We start from the raw sequence: 18,949 nt of genomic DNA on the forward strand, positions 1-18,949 counted from the left end.
CATAGCATTTAACAGGAGTGGCAATGCAGGTGGAAAAAGCGCCCTTATCAGAACCCATGCAACGGGAGGTTTCACGGTTGTCTGTGCTCGCGGGGCAGCGATTGTTACAGCACGGGGCAGAAAGTGCCTTGGTGATGGATGTGGCGCGTCGGTTAGGGCTCGCGCTGGGCGTCGACAGTGTGGAAGTGTCGCTGTCGGCCAGTTCGATGGTACTGACGACGGTGAGCAGTGAGCGCTGTATTACCACTACCCGCCAATGTCAGGATCGCGGGCTCAACATGCAGGTGGTTACAGAGATCCAGCGGGTGTGTATTTTGGCTGAGCGCGGCATGCTCGATGTCGATGGCGTGCACCAGCGACTCGAAAAGATCCAGCCATGGCGCTACAACCGTTTTCTGGTGATCGTGATGATCGGCTTGTCGTGTGCTTCGTTCAGTCGTCTGGCTGGCGGAGACTGGCCAGTGTTCATGCTGACCTTTTTTGCCTCTGCGATCGGCATGTTCGTGCGTCAAGAGATCGCCCATTGTCATTTCAATCCCTTACTCAATTTTGGCATTACCGCCTTTGTCACCACCTTGATATCGGGGTTTGGTGAGATCTATCAAATTGGTGAAACGCCGTTTATCGCCATGGCTTCATCGGTATTGATGCTGGTGCCGGGGTTTCCGCTGATCAATGCGATTTCTGACATGGTCAAAGGCTATGTGAATATGGGGATCGCGCGCTGGACCATGGCGTCGCTGCTGACGCTGGCGACCAGTATGGGAATTGTCGGGGCGATGAATGTGCTCGGTGTGTGGGGGTGGTTATAATGTTGTCATTCTCTTTTTTGCTCGCGCTGCTCAATGACATGTTCTTTGCCATGATCCCAGCGGTGGGGTTTGCGCTGGTGTTCAATGTGCCGCCGAAGGCGTTGAAGTATTGTGCGATTGGCGGAGCGTTAGGTCATGGGTGTCGCTTTGCCCTGATGCACTGGGGTGTGTCTATTGAATGGGCCACACTGGGGGCGGCGACCTTGGTCGGGATGATCGGGGTGCATTGGTCTCACCGTTTTCTGGCCCATCCCAAAGTGTTTACGGTGGCGGCGATGATCCCCATGGTGCCGGGGGTGTTTGCGTTTAAGGCGATGATCGCGTTGGTGGAGATCAATCACCGGGGCTTCACGCCGGAATTGTGGGCCATGCTGATGGATAACCTGCTCAAGGCGGTCTTTATCATTGCGTCATTGGCCATTGGGTTGGCGATGCCGGGACTTTTGTTCTACCGCCGCCGCTCTGTCGTTTAATGCTTGTCCTGTGATATAACGGGGACAGATTTAAGACGGGGGAAGATCAGATGAAAATCAGTATGGTAGCCGCAATGGCCCATGAACGTGTGATTGGCAAAGACAATGCGATGCCGTGGCACTTACCGGCCGACTTTGCGTGGTTTAAACAAGTGACCATGGGAAAGCCGGTGGTGATGGGGCGAAAAACCTATGAGTCCATTGGTCGCCCGTTGCCTGGCCGCCACAACATTGTGATCAGCCGCAATGCTGATTATCAGGCTGATGGGATCACTGTGGTGCCGAGTTTGGATGCGGCCAAAGTGGCAGCCGGCGCGGTGGATGAGCTGATGATCATCGGTGGCGGATCGATCTACAGCGCGTGTTTGCCACTCGCCGATCGTTTGTACCTGACCTTCATTGATGCGGATGTGGACGGGGATACCCGCTTCCCGGCATGGGGCGATGACTGGCAGGAAGTGCACAGTGAAACCTATGCGGCGGATGAGAAAAATGCCCATGACATGCGCTTCGTGATTTTGGAACGCATGGCATAATTGGGGTGCTGTGCGTCATGCATAAGAAAAAGGCTTGCCGTTGTGGCAAGCCTTTTGTCTATCTGTGCGTGTGATGAGGTATGTCACTCGTATCGTGGACGGGGCTCAGTCTGCATGGATCGGACAGGCATGTTCAAAGCGCGCCCCATCTTCCCAGCGTAACAAGGTCATGCTATTGCCCCATACGCAGCCTGTATCTAACCCTATGACGTTTTCGTCTTCGTATCCCATCAGGGCAGCCCAGTGGCCGAAAATCATCTTCTTATCGATTTGAGGGCGTTCTAGCTGGAACCATGGGATTAAACCGGCTTCACCACTGTGTTCCGGTGCCAGTTTGCAATCCATGTCCAGACGACCGTCCGGGTAGCAAAAACGCATGCGGGTAAACGCATTGATGATGAAACGGTAGCGTTCAATGCCGGTCAGGGACGGATCCCACTGATCCGGGCCATTGCCGTACATGTTTTCCAGCAACCACAGGTAGCGATCGCTTTGCAGTACGGCTTCGACTTCACGGGCGTAGGCGCGGGCTTGTTCTAACGTCCACTGGGGCGGCAGGCCGGCATGGGTCATGACAAAGGCATGCTCGGGATGCTCGGCCAGCAGGGGCTGATGACGCAGCCAGTGCATGAGCGCATCGCGGTCAGGGGCATCGAGGATCGGCTGGAGTTTGTCTCTGGGTTTATTGCGGGCAATGCCGTGTGCAACGGCCAGCAGATGCAGATCGTGGTTGCCTAATACGGTAGTGGCGCGATCGCCGAGTTGGTGGACAAAGCGCAAGGTATCGAGCGAGCGTGGGCCGCGCGCCACCAAATCACCGGTGAGCCATAAGGTGTCTTGGGCGGGATTGAACTGGGCGGTATCGAGTAATACCTGCAGATCATCCAGACACCCTTGGATGTCACCGACAAGATAAGTCGACATAACAATCCTTAGTGAAGAATATTCGGGACAGCAAGACGGAATGGGGCAATTTCAGCGATAAATTCATCACCGGCTGCATTTTGCATGACATAGTGGCCTTGCATGACCCCCAGTGGTGTTTCAATGATGGTGCCACTGGTGTACGTGTATTCGTCGTGGGCGGCAATAGTTGGTTGTTCACCGACGACCCCTTCGCCTTCAATCACTAACTTTTTGCCATTGGCATCGGTGATCAGCCAGCGGCGGCTGAGGAGGGTGGCGTCGCCATGGCCGAGGTTGGCAATGGTGATGGTGTAGGAGAAGACGTAGCGTTGTTGTTCCGGTTCTGATTGGTCGACCACATAATGGGTGACCACCCGGCATTTGATCGTTGGCGTCACAGGCGTTGTCATAGTGAGATCCTTTTCTGACGCGGGTATCAGGCCACCCTGATACCCGTGTGTGTCAACGGTGTTGTGCTCAGCGCAACTTAGTTGCTGTGGTTGGCATCCAGCCAGTTAGCCATCGACACAAACTGCTCCAGCGTCAGGTTTTCAGGACGCATGGTTGGGTTGACACCCAGTTCAGCCAGTTGCTCATCATTCAGCAGGGCTTTGTAACAGTTGCGGATGGTTTTACGGCGCTGGTTGAAGCCTTCGCGGCAAACACGGTCTAGCCATTTAAGGTTAGTACACGGGTATGGCAGCGTTTCATATGGCGTTAGACGCACTACGGCTGAGTCCACTTTCGGCGCAGGTTTGAACGCTGTTGGTGGGACTTCCAGTACAGGCATCACTTTACAGAAGTATTGTGCCATTACGGTTAAACGGCCGTACGCTTTGCTACCTGGGCCTGCAGCCAAACGGTTTACCACTTCTTTTTGCAGCATGAAGTGCATGTCCTGCACGTTCGCATGGAAGCTGAACAGGTGGAACATTAGCGGCGTTGAGATGTTGTACGGCAGGTTACCGAAAATGCGTAGCTTGTTGTTTTCTTTGATCAGCTGCGTGAAGTCAAAGCGCATCGCATCGCCTTCGTGGATCGTTAGCTTGGAGCCAAGATCCGGGTGGTTACGCAGACGCTCAGCCAGATCACGGTCAAGCTCGATCACAGTGAATTTATCGACCAGTTTACCCACTGGCTCTGTGATCGCACCCAGACCCGGGCCGATCTCAACCAGGTTCTGGCCTGGTAGCGGGTTAATGGCGGACACGATGCCGTCAATAATGTATGGGTCATTCAAAAAGTTCTGACCAAAGCGCTTACGCGCGCGGTGGCCTAGGTGGACCTGATCACTGCTCATGTTTGTTTTTCTACCAATTCAAGGGCGTGCGATAGCGCTGTCCAAAGGCTACCGGTGTCCGCCTGTCCGGTACCGGCAAGTTCCAGTGCGGTACCATGATCTACTGAAGTTCTGATGAAGGGCAGGCCTAACGTAATGTTGACTGATTTACCAAAGCCTTTGAATTTTAGCACTGGTAACCCTTGATCGTGATACATGGCCAGTACCGTATCGGCGTCGGCCAGGTATTTTTCCTGAAAAATGGTATCAGCCGGTAACGGGCCGATTAATGCCATTCCTTCTTGTTGACGAAGTTGTGCTAGCGCCGGGGTGATTGTGTCGATCTCCTCGGTGCCTAAGCAGCCATCTTCGCCGGCGTGTGGGTTCAGTCCACACACGTAAATTTTCGGCTGGGCAATGCCAAACTTACTGACCAAATCGGCATGCAGAATGCGGATCACCTGCTGCAGTCGTTCGGTGGTGATGGCCCCGGAGACCTCTGACAGAGGAATATGGGTTGTCACCAAGGCCACGCGCAGTCCTTCAGTTGCCAGCATCATGACCACTTGCGCAGTGTCTGATTGTTCGGCAAAGAACTCGGTGTGTCCGCTGAACGGTACGCCGGCACGGTTGATCACGCCTTTGTGTACCGGGCCGGTGACTACGGCGGCGAACTCGCCGCTCAGGCACCCTTGCGCCGCATAGCGCAAGGTATCCAGTACATAGTGACCGTTTTGCTCGTTCAGCTGGCCCGCCACAACGGGCGCCCCCAGCGTGTGGTTTGCCACCACCAGCGTGCCCGCTTGATGCGGTTGCGCTGGCTGGGTCGGGTCATAGTCGATCACCGACAGGGGCAAACCCAATTGGGCTGCACGTTCTACCATAAGCTGGGCGTTAGCACAAATGACCAATTGGTGTGGCCATGCTTGTTGTGCCAGCGCCAGCACGAGATCCGGGCCGATCCCGGCCGGTTCTCCGGGGGTGATGGCGAGTCGTTTAACCTTGGTCATTAGCGTCTTCCGGTTGTTCGATGAACGCCCCGGCACGCAGCTCTTGCAACCAGGCTTGGGCTTCTTCGTTAAATTTACGGTTGAACAGGATGCGGTAAGCTCGGTTCTTCACCGCCGCATCGGTACGGTCTACATCACGACGACCCATGACTTCCACAATGTGCCAGCCATGTACCGTTTTGAACGGTTCGCTGATCACGCCTGTTGGCAGGCTTTCCACTTTGTTCTTGAATTCGGGTACGTACAGATCCGGTGTTTGCCAGCCCAGCTTACCGCCGTTCGCGGCAGAGCCCGGGTCCGCGCTCAGACTTTGTGCCACATCGGCAAAGGTGCGTTTGCCTGACAGAATGTCTTGGCGCGCTTCTTCCAGCTCTTTCTTCGCTGCGTCATCGCTCAGGATCACTGAGGTTTTCACCAGGATGTGGCGGGCATTTACCTCGGTCACAGACACGGTTTCCAGCCCTTCTGTGCTGTTGATTTTCAGAATGTGGTAGCCCACACCACTGCGGAAAGGCCCGATGATGGCGCCTTTGCCTTGTGAGGTAATTTGATCGGCAAAGATGGTTGGCATTTCTTCTTTGCGCATCCAGCCCCATTCACCGCCCTGCAGGGCTTTCGGGCCTTTTGAGTAGCTGTACGCTAAGTTGGCAAAGTCCGCGCCTTTTTTCAGCTCTTTCACCAATTCTTTGGCTTCATCGGACACTTTCTCACGCTCTTGCGCTGTGGCACCATCTTCCAAGCGCAGTTGGATATGGCTGATGTTATAGCGCACGCCTTGCTGCTCTTGCTGGCTCAACTGGTTAGCCAGGGTTTCCACTTCTTGCGGCAGAATATTGATACGGCGACGAACCTGAATGGTACGGGCTTCGCTGGCGGTAATATCGCGGCGCACTTGTTCACGGAACATGGCGTAGCTGATGCCGTTACGGGCCAACAGTTGCTGCAACTGCGGGAGCGTCATTTTGCGCTCTTTGGCAATTTGCGCGATGGCCTGATCCAGACGGGTATCATCGACACGGATACCAAACTGTTTCGCTTGCTGCAGCTGCAGGGTTTCCATGATCAACTGATCCATGACCTGCTGAGACAGCACGCTGTCTGGCGGTAGTGGCTGGCTCTGACCGGCGGCATTCATGCGCACGGTTTTCATCATGGCATCCACATCGCTTTGCAGGATCACACTGTCATTGACGATGGTGACCACGCGATCCAATTCCTGTGGAGCGGCGATGGTACCGGCGGAAAGGCCCAATAGCGCCAGACCGAGTAAGCTAGACTTCCAATTTTTCATTCTTCGTTTCCATGTTGCGCAAAGCGCGTATCAGCGAGAGGCGGGAAGACAAGGCCTTCCCACACTGTCAGTTGTTTAGGTAGAACGGGCGACCGTAGCCGATCGCATTGCCATTGCCACTGGTTGCTCCAATCGGTGCCACGCCGGCTAGACCCAGCAAGCTGAACGAGATACTGAAGTTCTGTTCATATTCTGCCGGGCTGCTGGTTACGTTGGAGCGGGTCTTGAGGTACTCGTTGTAGCCCAAGCTGATCATCCAACAGGCACTGCGATAGTTCAGAGTGATTTGGCCTTCCAGCATCTGGTTCTCGGTCAAATCGTGGTAGTAGTCACCGCGCAGTGTTACCCCATCTGTGATCGGGAAACCGGTTGAGAAGCCGAGTTGTGAGATCCCGTCTTCGGTGTAGTTGTTGAGCTGGCTTTCATTCTGAATATTTTCTAACAAATATTCTTTGGAGATGTAGCGGTAGTTCAACTGGCTGAAGACGGCATTTTCACGGTATTCAACGGCACCGTTGATGAACTGCAGATCTTTTTTGCTCGCGTCGTACTGCACGCTGCCGTGGAAGAATAGCCAGTCATCGTAGTTAAAGTCAGATTCCAGCGCCGTGGCCGAGTAGTTCGGGCTCGCTTCGTTGCCGTCTTCGAAGTTACGGCCAGCATCGTTGAGGTAGAAAATCTGGCCGGCTGACAGGTTAAAGCGTTCCACAAAGTTACTGTCAAAGTAACGGGTTGTCGCACCGACAGTGAACTGGTTCGCGGCGGCAATGCGGTCAACACTGGAGTAGCGCTGGTCGCGGAACAGGCCGTAGTAGTCCGTTTGCATCAACGTGGTGTCATACGCGTCATAGATATTCTTCTGGTCGACATCTTTTACGTACAGGTACTGGACTTGTGGTTCCAGACTTTGGGTGTACGCTTCGCCCCACAGTAAGGTGTCTCGTTCTAAGTACAAGCCACTGTGGATACGGATACTCGGAACAGTACGTGACACGTTCTTTTCCAGATCCAGGTTTTTGTCGATCAGCTCTGGGCTGTTAGGGTTAAATTCCTGGTTGTAGTAGGTGTACATCAGCTTGGCCTCTGACGTGACCGACCACCAAGGTGTGGCGTACGGCAGGGTCAGGGTCGGCTCAAGGTGTACACGATCTGCGGATGGCTTATCTGGATTGTCATTTTCAAAACGGCTGGCCTGGCTGTACAGGTGGAAATCCAAGCCGTAAGGCAGATCGTCATGGTAATAGTTCATGTCCAACTGCGGCATCAGGCGGTAGTTGGAGGAGACACCCAGTGTTAACGGCTGGAAGTTACGCACACGCAGGGTGGAGTCCCAGTTGGTGTCGCGGTAGGAGACTTCAGCGGTTTGCAGCAGGTTATTGTCTTCACGTTCACCAATACCGGAATCCACATCAGAGAAGTAGGTCGGATCGCTGACCTTGCTGTAATCCACTTCAAATAGCCAGTGGGCGGAATAGATACCACGGTGTGACCAGTTAAAGCCCCAGCGCGGATCGCCATCGGGGGCCTTCTGATCATCCGGCAGGTATTCCCCTTCCAGATGACCTTCACCTAACTCTGTTAGGTAACGGAATTTTGAATTTAACTGTAAGCCACGGTTTGACATGTACTTGGGTGTAATGGTCATGTCGTAGTTCGGCGCAATGTTCCAGTAGAACGGGGTTTCCAGTTCAAAACCGTCACGGGAGCCGTAGCTGATAGACGGGTACAGGAAACCGGTCAGGCGCTCTTTGCCAACTGGCACACGCAGGTAGGGCATGTAGATGACAGGTACATCCGCCACTTCAAAGCGGGCATTGTAGAGATCGGCAAAAGGCGAATCGGCTTCGCGTTCAATGCTGGTGGCCGAGAATTGCCAACTGCGATCCCCTGGCGGACAGGTGGTGTACGTGCCGTTTTTCAGGCGGTAGTAAGCGATGCCGTTTTTGACGATGCGCTCGGCTTCCCCTCGGCCGGGTTCACAGGTCATGTTGTAGACGGCATTATCCATCTCCGCATCTTCGGTATCCAGATTGCTTTGGACACGATCGGAATACACTTCCATACTGCCGTCATGGAAATACACGTGGCCTTCGGCGGTGACGATATTTTCTGGCTGATGGAACGTTGCGGTATCGGCCGCCACGGTACGGTTACCCTGACGCACGACCACATCACCGGAGTAGGTGACCTTCTTCTCGTTGAGCGCTTCTGCGCGATCAGCGGTGACTTTTACTGGCTCGTTATTGGGATCGGCCGGCATGTCTTTCGGCGCGATACAGACTCCACGGATCGCGGCCAGCTCGTCAGTGTCATCACTGATCGCAGGGTCGCCACTGATTTCATCATGGGAGGCCGGAGTTGCATACGCCATGGCTGGACCGAAGAGTGCCAGACTGATCATGGTGGCTAATAAACTGCGGGAGGTTGATGACATTTAACTAAACGTTCCTGTAAAAAAGTTTTCGTGCATGTATTATTGCGGGTCGGGTTTTCGCAAGCATTCCCGATAAATGCCAGCTATCATAATGCAAATTCAACCCGACGGCATCTTTTGGCGTCATGGAATCGGGTTCCACGCGGTAGAAATATTTCTAAATTTAGCAAATTACCAGAGAGTAGCGAATGCAGGTTTGGGGCAAAATTCTGGGGGCATTTTTTGGTTTCCTCCTTGGCGGACCGTTTGGTCTGTTGTTAGGTCTCTTTTTGGGTCATAAGTTCGATAAAGTCCGTTCAAATATTTACGGCGGCGGTTTTGGCGGTTTTACCTCCGGCGGTAATCAGGCCGATCGTCAGGCGGCGTTCTTCCATGCCGCGTTTGCGGTGATGGGGCATGTGGCCAAAGCCAAAGGCCGTGTGACGGCCGAAGAGATCCGAGTGGCCAGCGCGATCATGGATCGCATGGGCTTGCAGGGCGAATCACGCCGCCAGGCACAAGATGCGTTCCGAGAAGGCAAAGAAGAAGATTTCCCGCTGGAAGACGTGCTGGTGCGTGTGCGTCAGGCCAGTGCGGGACGTAGCGACTTGTTGCAGTTCTTCCTCGAAGTACAAATTCAGGCGGCGTTTGCTGATGGCACACTGCACCCGAGCGAACGACAGCTGCTGCATGTGATTGCGCGTATGCTGGGCTTCTCTGAGCGCCAGTTAGAGCAACGCTTGCAGATGCAGGAAGCGGCGTTTCGTTTCCAGCAAGGTGGCTTTCATCAGCAGTACCAGCAGCAGGGCGGTTTCCGTCAGGCGCCGACCCGCGATCAGTTAGCGGATGCTTACAAGGTGCTGGGGGTGAGCGCAGAGGCCACTGCACAAGAGCTCAAACGTGCTTACCGTAAGCAGATGAACGAGCACCACCCGGACAAACTGGCGGCCAAGGGCTTACCTCCTGAAATGATGGAGCTCGCCAAGCAGAAAACCCAAGAGTTGCAGGCCGCTTATGATCTGATTCGCAAGGAAAAAGGCTTCAAGTAAGTACACACTTACCTATCGTCATCAGTCAGCCAATAGATAGTACGAAAACGAAAAGCGGGAGGTCAGCCTCTCGCTTTTTTTATGCTCGTTTTCTGATAAGGCTCAGTACGGGTATCGTTAGCGCCAGAACCGGAACCAGAACCGGAACTGGAACCCAAATTAGAATCAGAGCCAGGGTGAGCTTCAGACCTGATGTTGAGGCTGGCCAGCGACAAAGGCATTGAGATTCGCAATGAGTTGGTCAGCCAGCGTTTGAATAGCGCTGTCCGATCCCCATGCCACGTGCGGGGTGAGCAGTAAGTTCGGCAAATCACTGTGGGCGAGCAAGGGATTATCCGCAGGTGCCGGCTCTTGGGTAAAGACATCGACGCCTGCACCGCCAATGCGTCCGTGTTTGAGCGCATCAATAAGGGCATGCTCGTCAACTAACCCGCCACGTCCGGTGTTGATCACAATGGCATGGGCTTGCATGGCGGCGAGCTCTGCTGAACCGATCAGGTTTTGGGTGTCTGGGGTGAGCGGGCAATGCAGGCTGATGGCATCGGCGGTGGCTAAGACGGTTTCAAACGGAACATACCCGTCACGGCAGGTCGTTGCCCCTTTGCGCTCGGCAACAATGACGGTCATGCCCACGGCGCGCGCTAAGGTGGCCATGGCTTGGCCTAAACTGCCGCTACCGATGATGCCGAGTGTAGTGCCACGAATATCGCCGATCGGATGGGTGAAAAAACAGAACTGGCCGGTTTCCTGCCAGCGGCCGGCCTGAATATCCCGGTGATAACCGAGCAGGTTACGCCGCAGCGCAAACAATATACCGAGGGCGTGCTCAGGAACTGAATCACTGGCGTAATCACGGATATTGCTGACGACAATGCCACGCTGGTGACAATAATCGAGATCGACATTGTTGGTGCCGGTTGCCGAGATGGCGATCATTTTCAGCTGTGGTAATTGGCTGAGGATGTCGCGGTTGAGTACCACTTTGTTGGTGATGGCAATGGTGGCGTGCGCTAAGCGTTTAACGACCTCTTGCGGCGCGGTGGCCGGATAGGCCTGCCAGTGATGGGGAAAAGCGGGTGTGGGGAGCGTGATGTGGGCGGGAATGGTATCCCGGTCCAGAAAGACAATGTGTTCCATAAGCGGTGGCTGAGGTTGAGAATGTGTGTACATCAGTAAACACGAACGTCCCCTCAGCCAGCAAGACTTAGCCTTTGGAATGGTGATCCGGCAGAGTCTTTTGTGATGCCTGCGGGAAAAATTCACACGGCGCAAACAGGTGCATGGGCTCACCGGTACGCGGGTGGAAGAAGCTCAGCTCGGCGGCGTGCAGTTGCAGGCGTGGTGCCATGGCTTTTGCTTCATCGTGGGCGTAGAAACCGTCGCCCAGAATCGGGTGTTCCAGCGCCAGCATGTGCACACGTAGTTGGTGTGAGCGGCCTGTCACCGGACGCAAGCGCACCAGGCTGGTGTTGTTGTCGCGGGCGACTACGTTGTAGTGCGTCACAGAGGCTTTGCCGTCTTCAAAACAGATTTTCTGCATCGGGCGGTTTGGCCAGTCACAGATCAGCGGCAGATCGACCGTGCCTTCATCGTTGGCCATCTCACCCCATACGCGGGCGTAATACACTTTTTCTGTCTGACGTTCACGGAACTGGGCTTTCAGTGCACGCTCGGCCGTTTTGTTCAGTGCCAGCACGATAAGGCCGGATGTGGCCATATCCAGACGGTGAATGATTTGGGATTCCGGGTAGTCACGCAACACGCGGGCGAAAATACTGTCGTGAAACGCCGGATCGCGGCCGGGGTTAGACAGCAGGCCTGAAGGTTTGTTGACGGCGATAATGTCGTCGTCCAAATAAAGGATATCCAACCACGGATCTTTAGGTGGATTGTAATCAAGCTCAGGTAATTTGTTCATCGCGCGTTTGACCATCAGAAATGAAGGGCGGCGATAATAGCACACTTGTGACCCCCTCCCAATGTTTCGCATGTGCGATAAGGAGAAGGCGGCGGCCGATGACAGGCATAAAAAAGCCGCCGAAAGATCGGCGGCGGGTTCGTTCAGTGTGATTGTCAGCGTGTTAGGGGATGTGTCGCAGGGCTGATTAGCCGTGGCTGACCACGATCAAACGCAGTGAGTCTAACTGTACTTGCGCTTTGGCAATGTAGCCGGTCAGTTCGTTGATCTGGTTTTCCAGCAGTTCCACCTCATCATCACGGATGTTCGGGTTCACGGCTTTCAATGCCAACAGGCGATCTAGCTCAGCGCGCAGAGTCACTTCCATCTCGGCTTTTGCCGCATCACGTACGGTGTGCAGCTCTTTCTCTACCGCTTGTTCGGCAAAGGCGATCAGGGTGTGAATGTCTTTTTGTACCGAGTTCACCAGCTTGCTGCCAAGATGGCGGTTTACCGGGCTCAGCTGACGGTTAAAGCCTTCAAATTCCACGTTGCTCGACAGGTTATTCCCCTTGGCATCCAGCAGTACACGGATCGGTGTGGCTGGCAGGAAGCGGCCAATGCCGGATTGCTTCGGTGCCTGTGCATCCACCACGTAGATCAGCTCCAGCAGCAGGGTACCCACTGGCAACGCTTTGTTCTTCAGCAAGGAGACGGCGGTGGTACCGACGCCTTCGCTCAGTAGCAGATCAATACCGCCCTGAATCATTGGGTGTTCCCAGCTGATAAAGTGCAGATCTTCACGCGACAGCGCCGTATCACGGTCAAAAGTGATGGTACAGCCGTCGTATGGCAGACCCGGGTAGCTCGCCACCATCATGTGCTCAGACGGTGTTACCACGATGGCATTTTCGCCTCTGTCGTCCTGATTCAGACCGATGGTGTCAAACAGACCCAAGGCAAATGTCACCAGGTTGGTGTCGCCGTCTTTGGCGCTGATTTGCTCAACCAGTGCCTGAGCTTTGTCGCCACCGTTAGAGTGGATTTCCAACAGACGGTCACGGCCTTGCTCGAGCTTGGCTTTCAGTTCCTGGTGCATCGCCGCACTGTCTTCGATCAGGCTGTTCAGAGCCTCTTCGCTTGGCTTGTCACTGGCCAGCAAGGTGATCAGGCTGTCGCTGAAGCGATCGTAAATCGCACGGCCGGTCGGACAGGTTTCTTCAAAGGCATTCAGGCCTTCGTTGTACCAGCGTGCCAGCAGCGCCTGGGATGTGCCTTCCAGGTGCGGCACATGAATTTCGATGTCACGTTTTTGGCCGATACGGTCCAGACGACCGATACGCTGTTCCAGCAGATCCGGGTTGTTCGGCAGATCGAACATCACCAACTGGTTGGCAAACTGGAAGTTACGGCCTTCAGAGCCGATTTCTGAACACAGAAGCACTTGTGCGCCCGCTTCTTCTTGGGCGAAGTATGCCGCAGCTTTGTCACGCTCGATGATCGACATGCCTTCGTGGAACACGGTGGCACGGATCCCTTCACGTTCACGCAGGGCTTGCTCCAGGATCAGGGCGGTTTGTGCACGGGCACAGATCACCAACACTTTTTCCTGACGGTTGGCTTTTAGCATATCCAGCAGCCAGTTCACGCGCGGATCGAAGTGCCACCATGTTGCTGATTCGCCCTCAAACTCTTGGAAGATGTCTTCAGGGTAAAGCAGTTTCACGGCTTTTTGCTCGTCGCTCATCTTGCCGCCCATCATGCTCGCGACACGCATCGCCGTCTGGTATTGGGTTGGCAATGGCAGCGGGTACATGTTCAGGTGACGTTGAGGGAACCCTTTGATTGCCGCACGGGTGTTACGGAACAGCACGCGGCCGGTACCGTGACGATCCATCAGGTTGTCGATCAGCTCATGGCGTACGGTTTCCTGCTGCTCGCTGTCCACATCATTGGCTTCGATAATGCGTAGCATCGGCTCAATGTCGCGCTCTGGCAGCAATTCCACCAAGGTGTTCTTGGCGTCGTTATCCAGTGTTTCACCTGATAGCAGGCGAGAGACCGCGTCAGCTACCGGTGCATACTGGCGTTCTTCTTCGACAAACGTTTCGTAGTCGTAGAAGCGATCCGGATCCAAAAGGCGCAGACGGGCAAAGTGGCTTTCATGGCCCAATTGTTCCGGGGTCGCGGTCAGTAGCAGGACGCCCGGTGTTTTTTCAGCTAGGGCTTCGACCACTTGGTACTGACGGCTTGGCTTGTCTTCGCTCCATTCTAAGTGGTGCGCTTCATCGACAACCAGCAGATCCCAATCGGCATCCAAGGCTTGTTCAAAACGACGACGGCTCTTGCGCAGGAAGTCCAGTGAGCACAGCACATATTGGGCAGTATCAAACGGGTTTGCTGCATCGGCAAAGGCTTCGACACAACGCTCTTCGTCAAAAATGGAGAAGTGCAGGTTGAAACGACGCATCATTTCGACCAGCCACTGGTGTTGCAGGGTTTCCGGTACCACGATCAGGATACGGTCGGCACGGCCCGCCAGCACTTGCTGGTGGATGATCATGCCCGCTTCGATGGTTTTACCCAGGCCCACTTCATCGGCCAGCAGCACGCGTGGTGCATAACGACGACCCACTTCATGGGCAATGTACAACTGGTGCGGGATCAGACCGGCACGCATACCACATAAGCCACGTTGCGGGCTCTTGTGCTGTTCGTACTGATTTTTCAGCGCGCGGTAACGCAGGGCAAAGCGATCCATACGGTCGATTTGGCCGGCGAACAGTTTGTCCTGTGGCTTATTGAAGCGGATTTGGTGGCTCAGGAAAATTTCACGCAGTGCCACGTCTTCTTCGCCAGTGTCGGTACGGGTACCGATGTAGGTGAAGACCCCGCCCGTTTCGTCGACACGCTCGACGTTAAGCGACCAGCCTTCATGGCTTTCAACCACATCACCGACATTGAACATTACACGGGTCACGGGCGCATCATTACGTGCGTACAAGCGGTTCTCTTCACTGGCGGAGAACATGAGTGTCACGGTTCTGGCATCGACAGCCATCACCGTCCCCAAACCGAGATCACTTTCAGTATCACTGATCCAACGTTGACCCAAAGCAAATGGCATAGTGGTTAAAACCTTCTAATTATTTGAAATTAAGGAGAATGCGAGCCGGTGCACTCACATTTTTGAACTACACTCAAGGTATTACCGTACAACAGGTTGAGCGTAACAGCCGGTGTTGGCTGACGTTGTCGGTATATAAGTGTAGCCAGAATCCGCACCGGTAAAAAAGGGGAGTAATGTTACTGCATGCCGTGAGCAAGGTCACGGTCAAAGTAGCAAGAAAATTACAAACTGAACCTGTCACATTTAGTTCATTGTCTCCGGTCTTTAATAGTAACCACTGCATGCTGGCACAGGTCAGTGATTCAACGGGCTCACCCGTTCTTTCGTTACCAAGGAGGTCCCTATGGATGATGCTGAAAGGAAAGTCTTTGTCCTAGACACCAATATTCTGCTCCATGAACCCCTCGCGATTTACTCCTTCAAGGAGCATGATGTCGTGATCCCGATGACGGTGCTCGAAGAGCTCGATCGGATCAAAGACAGTAAGCGCGATGTCTCCCGCGATGCCCGTATTGCCATTCGGGCGTTAGAAGCCATTTTTCACGATGCCACCCCTGAGCAAATTGCTGCCGGGATCCCCGTTAATAAACACAGTAATGCCGATGGCACCATTGCGATTTTTGCCGATTATGAAGTGAAAGAAACGGTGCATGCCTTTGCTGATAAGGCCGGTGATAACCGGATCCTCAACGGTGTGTTGTACCTGCAAACCCACTATGCCCCCCGTGAAGTGGTGCTGGTGACCAAAGACATCAACATGCGGCTGCGTGCCAAAGGAGCCGGGGTCTATCATGTGGATGATTACCGCAGCGATCAGCTGATTGATGATGTGAAGCTGCTGACCAAAGGGTTCTACCAGTTCGCCGGTAATTTCTGGGTGCGGGTGGGTGAGTGTCATTCAGAAAAGCGGGGACGCTCAACCCTGCATACTTTGCCGATCAATTTGTTTGATACGCCCTTTGTGAACCAATACCTGATTGATGAAAGTAAGGAGTTTGCCGCCCGCGTGCAGTCACTGGACAGCGATACGGTGACATTGAAAGACATCGGTCATGAACGCTTGATGCATCGTCAGGCCTGGGGGATCCACCCGAAAAATATCTATCAGGGCATGGCGCTGGATGCCATGATGGATCCGGACATTGATCTGGTCATTCTGACCGGTCCGGCTGGGTGTGGTAAAACCATTCTGGCGATGGCCGCCGCGCTTGAGCAAGTCATCGAAAAAAGCATGTATGACAAGATCATCGTGACCCGAAATACGCCGGAAATCGCCGAATCCATCGGCTATTTACCGGGTACCGAAGAGGAAAAAATGATGCCATGGCTGGCGGCGGTGACCGACACCATGGAAGCGTTGCACAAAAACGATGTGTGTACCGATGGCTCAATGAAGTACATCTTCGATAAAGCCAATATCCAATTCAAATCTATTAACTTTATGCGCGGCCGCTCGATCCAAAATGCCTTTGTGCTGTTGGATGAGTGTCAGAACCTGACCGCGTCGCAAATCAAAACCATCATTACCCGTTGCGGGGAAGGCACCAAGTTAGTGTGTTCAGGCAACTTGGCGCAAATTGACTCCAGTTATTTGTCTCCTGTGACCTCGGGCTTGACGTATATCGTTGAGCGTTTCAAAAACTTCGAGGGAAGCGCCAACATTTATCTCAATGGCGTGGTTCGTAGCCGTTTGGCAGAATTTGCGGAAGAAAATCTGTAATCGCCTATTGCTCGAATAGAGCGGTGTATCAATAAGGTGTATCAATAAAAAGGGGCGATGTCGCATGTACATTGCCCCTTGTGCTTTTTCTCTTGGTGCTTTTTTCGCTACTCGCTACTCGTCTCCATCCCCAAATAGCGTTTGAGCCCGGCATGTGTCGGCTGGGTGAGCAGGGCGTGTGTCTCGCCAAACACCTGAATTTCCCCGTCATCAATAAACGCACATTGATCGCTGATGGCCAGCGCATCGTCCGGGCTGTGGGTGATCATCAGCACCGTGATGTGCTGTTCGCGCGCCAGTGTCTGCACCAGTGCCAGCATCTCTTTGCGCAGCGCCGGATCAAGGGCAGAAAACGGCTCGTCCAGCAGCAACAGCGGACGCTGACGCAGCAGGCAGCGCGCCAACGCGACACGCTGACGTTGACCGCCAGAGAGTTGTTCCGGCAGGCGTGACAGGTATTCGCTCAGGCCGACCCGTGCTGCAGCGGTGGCCACATCGGCCTTGTCCTGTGCGGTTAAACGCAAGCCCGGATGACGACCCAGGGCGATGTTGTCGTGCACGCTCAGGTGCGGGAACAGATTGTGCTCCTGAAACAGCATCGACAGTGGGCGCTGGGCCGGGTGTTGCTGGTGCATGATCTCACCAGCGATCGACAAGGTTCCGCTTGCTGGGGCCAGAAAGCCCGCAATGAGCGCCAGCAGGGTGCTTTTCCCCGCGCCGCTCGGGCCGATGAGGGCTACGATGTCGCCCTGGTTAACGTGCAGATCAAAACACAGCGTTGTTTCCGGCTGGTGCGGTGCTGGGCGCGGATAGTGATAGCGCAATTGGCTCAGGGTTAGCATACAGGTTTCCGAATCAGTAGCTTTTCGACCAAGGTAAACAGGCCCAGGCTCAAGAGTAATAACATCAATGCCGTCACAGCGGCGGCATCCATCTGGTAGCTGCCCAGTAACTGGAACAGGTAGAGCGGTAATGTCTGGAAGTCATTGCTGCCAAACAAAGCAATCGCGCCGAGATCGCCCAGTGACAGGACAAAGCTGATCGCCAGCGCCTGCGCAATCGGGGCTCGAAGGGCGCGCCACTCAACCAGCCACAGACGGGTTAATCCACCCATGCCCAAGCTTTGGCAGAGCGGATCATAGTGCTGAGCCATGTGCAGCATCGGTTGGCTCAGGGTTTTGAGCACATAAGGCAGTGCCATCAAGGCATTGACGGCCACCACTACCCAAAAGGCCACTGAGAAGGCATCGGTAAACTGGCGCAGCAACAAGAAAATGCCGGTACTGAGCACCAGCCCCGGGGTGATCAAAATGATGGTGCCGATCAGCTCCAGTCCATCGGCTGCCCAGCGTTGACGGTGCATACGCCATTGACGGCTGGTCAGCAGGATCGCCACCCCGCCGGCAAACGCCAGCAAAGCGGCCAAAATGGCAATGCGCAATGATTGTCCTACGGCCTGCCACAACGCTGGGGCCTGCAGTTGGTGCAAGGTTTGTGGGTTGAGCCCGGCCATGACGACCGCCAACAGCGGAGGCAGTACCAAGAGGACGGCGAAGCCAATCCACACACTGTCCCAGCACCGGCTGGCCAGTGAGTCAAACTGCGGCGAGCGGGTATGCAGTGCCGAGGCGTGCGAGGTCGCTAACGGCTTGGCAAAGCGTTGTGTGATCAGCACTAAACTGCCACACAGCAGCATTTGCCACAGCGCCAGAATGGCCCCGCCGGCTAAATCAAAGTCGTAACGCAAGGCCTGATAAATCGCCAGCTCAATGGTGGTGGCTTGCGGGCCGCCACCCAGTGCCATGATGACCGCGAAACTGGTGAAGCACAGCATGAACACCAACCCGATCACATGCGGCAGCTGTTGGCGCAGGCGGGGCCAGGCGACAAATCTGAATTGTTGCCCGCTGGATAAACCCAGATGGGTCGCCAGTTGATGCTGTTGGTACGGAATGCCTTCCAGGCTCTGGTGCAGCAGACGTGTGGCCAGCGGCAGGTTCAAAAACACATGTGCCAGCAAAATGCCCTGCAACCCGTACAGTGAGAGATCCGGCTGCCAGCCCAGCGCATGTAAGCCATGCATTAACAGGCCGTTATTGCCGTAGATTGCCAATAAACCGAACACCGCCACCAGAACAGGCAGCACGAGGGTCATGGCAAAGAGACGCAGTAACAGCGCTTTGCCTCGAAACTGGCGACGTGACAGGGCATAAGCGACCGGGATCGCCGGCACGACACTGAGCAGGGTCGACAGCAACGCTTGAGTAAAGGAAAACCCGGTGACATGGCGCAGGTAGGGATCGTGCCACAGCGGCAAAATATCGAGGCTGTTGGCCTCAACGATTAACGCTCCTAAGGCGCTGATCACCAAGGTGATGATCAGCCCGGCACTGAACAGGCCGGGCAGTATAGCGGTAACGCGGTGATGCAAAG

Annotated in this window: 16 protein-coding genes; 5 read left to right on the forward strand and 11 right to left on the reverse strand. The window is 54.6% G+C overall.

From position 1 onward, the window contains the following. Positions 1 to 23: 23 nt before the first annotated feature. Genes ABT58_RS20875 through folA form a run of 3 tightly spaced genes read left to right on the forward strand, consistent with a single transcriptional unit; the run spans position 24 to position 1,821 of the window. On the forward strand, positions 24 to 812 hold the full coding sequence (locus ABT58_RS20875; RefSeq protein WP_047876382.1) for a threonine/serine exporter family protein: 789 nt from the start codon (positions 24 to 26) through the stop codon (positions 810 to 812). Beyond that, entirely contained in the window at positions 812 to 1,285 is a 474-nt protein-coding gene (locus ABT58_RS20880; protein ID WP_047876383.1) for a threonine/serine exporter family protein, read from the forward strand. The genes ABT58_RS20875 and ABT58_RS20880 overlap by 1 nt, the downstream gene beginning before the upstream one ends. A 50-nt stretch (positions 1,286 to 1,335) precedes the next feature. Further along, positions 1,336 to 1,821 (forward strand): type 3 dihydrofolate reductase, encoded by a 486-nt coding sequence (folA, locus tag ABT58_RS20885; protein WP_047876384.1) that lies wholly within the window; start codon positions 1,336 to 1,338, stop codon positions 1,819 to 1,821. 105 nt (positions 1,822 to 1,926) lie between these two features. Here folA and ABT58_RS20890 read toward each other — a convergent pair whose 3' ends face one another. The 6 genes from ABT58_RS20890 to lptD form a co-directional block, all read right to left on the reverse strand. Then, the gene (locus tag ABT58_RS20890; RefSeq protein WP_047876385.1) at positions 1,927 to 2,745 is read right to left on the reverse strand and encodes a symmetrical bis(5'-nucleosyl)-tetraphosphatase; all 819 of its coding nucleotides are present in this window, start codon (positions 2,743 to 2,745) and stop codon (positions 1,927 to 1,929) included. An 8-nt stretch (positions 2,746 to 2,753) separates the two neighbouring features. Then, positions 2,754 to 3,137, reverse strand: a complete 384-nt coding sequence (gene apaG / locus ABT58_RS20895) for a Co2+/Mg2+ efflux protein ApaG (RefSeq protein ID WP_047876386.1) — start codon at positions 3,135 to 3,137, stop codon at positions 2,754 to 2,756. A 77-nt stretch (positions 3,138 to 3,214) separates the two neighbouring features. Then, positions 3,215 to 4,027, reverse strand: coding sequence for a 16S rRNA (adenine(1518)-N(6)/adenine(1519)-N(6))-dimethyltransferase RsmA (gene rsmA, locus ABT58_RS20900; RefSeq protein ID WP_047876387.1), 813 nt, complete (start codon positions 4,025 to 4,027; stop codon positions 3,215 to 3,217). Further along, positions 4,024 to 5,016, reverse strand: coding sequence for a 4-hydroxythreonine-4-phosphate dehydrogenase PdxA (pdxA, locus tag ABT58_RS20905; protein WP_047876388.1), 993 nt, complete (start codon positions 5,014 to 5,016; stop codon positions 4,024 to 4,026). The genes rsmA and pdxA overlap by 4 nt, the downstream gene beginning before the upstream one ends. Further along, positions 5,003 to 6,307 (reverse strand): peptidylprolyl isomerase SurA, encoded by a 1,305-nt coding sequence (gene surA, locus ABT58_RS20910; RefSeq protein ID WP_047876389.1) that lies wholly within the window; start codon positions 6,305 to 6,307, stop codon positions 5,003 to 5,005. The genes pdxA and surA overlap by 14 nt, the downstream gene beginning before the upstream one ends. Positions 6,308 to 6,374: 67 nt before the next feature. Continuing rightward, positions 6,375 to 8,741, reverse strand: coding sequence for an LPS assembly protein LptD (gene lptD / locus ABT58_RS20915; RefSeq protein ID WP_047876390.1), 2,367 nt, complete (start codon positions 8,739 to 8,741; stop codon positions 6,375 to 6,377). Between the two features lie 188 nt (positions 8,742 to 8,929). Here lptD and djlA point away from each other — a divergent pair, with 188 nt between their 5' ends. Then, on the forward strand, positions 8,930 to 9,769 hold the full coding sequence (djlA, locus tag ABT58_RS20920; RefSeq protein ID WP_047876391.1) for a co-chaperone DjlA: 840 nt from the start codon (positions 8,930 to 8,932) through the stop codon (positions 9,767 to 9,769). Positions 9,770 to 9,952: 183 nt separating this feature from the next. Here the strand turns inward: djlA and ABT58_RS20925 are convergent, their stop codons facing one another. The 3 genes from ABT58_RS20925 to rapA all read right to left on the reverse strand — a co-directional run bounded on the left by ABT58_RS20925 (position 9,953) and on the right by rapA (position 14,793). After that, entirely contained in the window at positions 9,953 to 10,906 is a 954-nt protein-coding gene (locus ABT58_RS20925) for a D-2-hydroxyacid dehydrogenase (RefSeq protein ID WP_047876392.1), read from the reverse strand. A gap of 67 nt (positions 10,907 to 10,973) precedes the next feature. Further along, the gene (gene rluA / locus ABT58_RS20930) at positions 10,974 to 11,687 is read right to left on the reverse strand and encodes a bifunctional tRNA pseudouridine(32) synthase/23S rRNA pseudouridine(746) synthase RluA (protein ID WP_047876410.1); all 714 of its coding nucleotides are present in this window, start codon (positions 11,685 to 11,687) and stop codon (positions 10,974 to 10,976) included. A gap of 187 nt (positions 11,688 to 11,874) precedes the next feature. Then, positions 11,875 to 14,793, reverse strand: coding sequence for an RNA polymerase-associated protein RapA (gene rapA / locus ABT58_RS20935; RefSeq protein ID WP_047876393.1), 2,919 nt, complete (start codon positions 14,791 to 14,793; stop codon positions 11,875 to 11,877). Positions 14,794 to 15,139: 346 nt separating this feature from the next. Here rapA and ABT58_RS20940 point away from each other — a divergent pair, with 346 nt between their 5' ends. Next, positions 15,140 to 16,516 carry a PhoH family protein gene (locus tag ABT58_RS20940; RefSeq protein WP_047876394.1) on the forward strand — a complete coding sequence of 459 codons (1,377 nt, stop codon included), beginning with the start codon at positions 15,140 to 15,142 and terminating at the stop codon, positions 16,514 to 16,516. 107 nt (positions 16,517 to 16,623) lie between these two features. Here ABT58_RS20940 and thiQ read toward each other — a convergent pair whose 3' ends face one another. Both thiQ and thiP read right to left on the reverse strand, forming a co-directional pair. Then, a complete protein-coding gene (gene thiQ / locus ABT58_RS20945; RefSeq protein WP_047876395.1) occupies positions 16,624 to 17,358 on the reverse strand; it encodes a thiamine ABC transporter ATP-binding protein in 735 nt (244 codons plus the stop codon). Beyond that, positions 17,352 to 18,947 (reverse strand): thiamine/thiamine pyrophosphate ABC transporter permease ThiP, encoded by a 1,596-nt coding sequence (gene thiP, locus ABT58_RS20950; RefSeq protein WP_047876396.1) that lies wholly within the window; start codon positions 18,945 to 18,947, stop codon positions 17,352 to 17,354. Before thiP ends, thiQ begins: the two co-directional genes overlap by 7 nt. Positions 18,948 to 18,949: the final 2 nt, after the last annotated feature.

Source organism: Photobacterium aphoticum (genome assembly GCF_001029435.1).
Lineage (GTDB): Bacteria > Pseudomonadota > Gammaproteobacteria > Enterobacterales > Vibrionaceae > Photobacterium > Photobacterium aphoticum.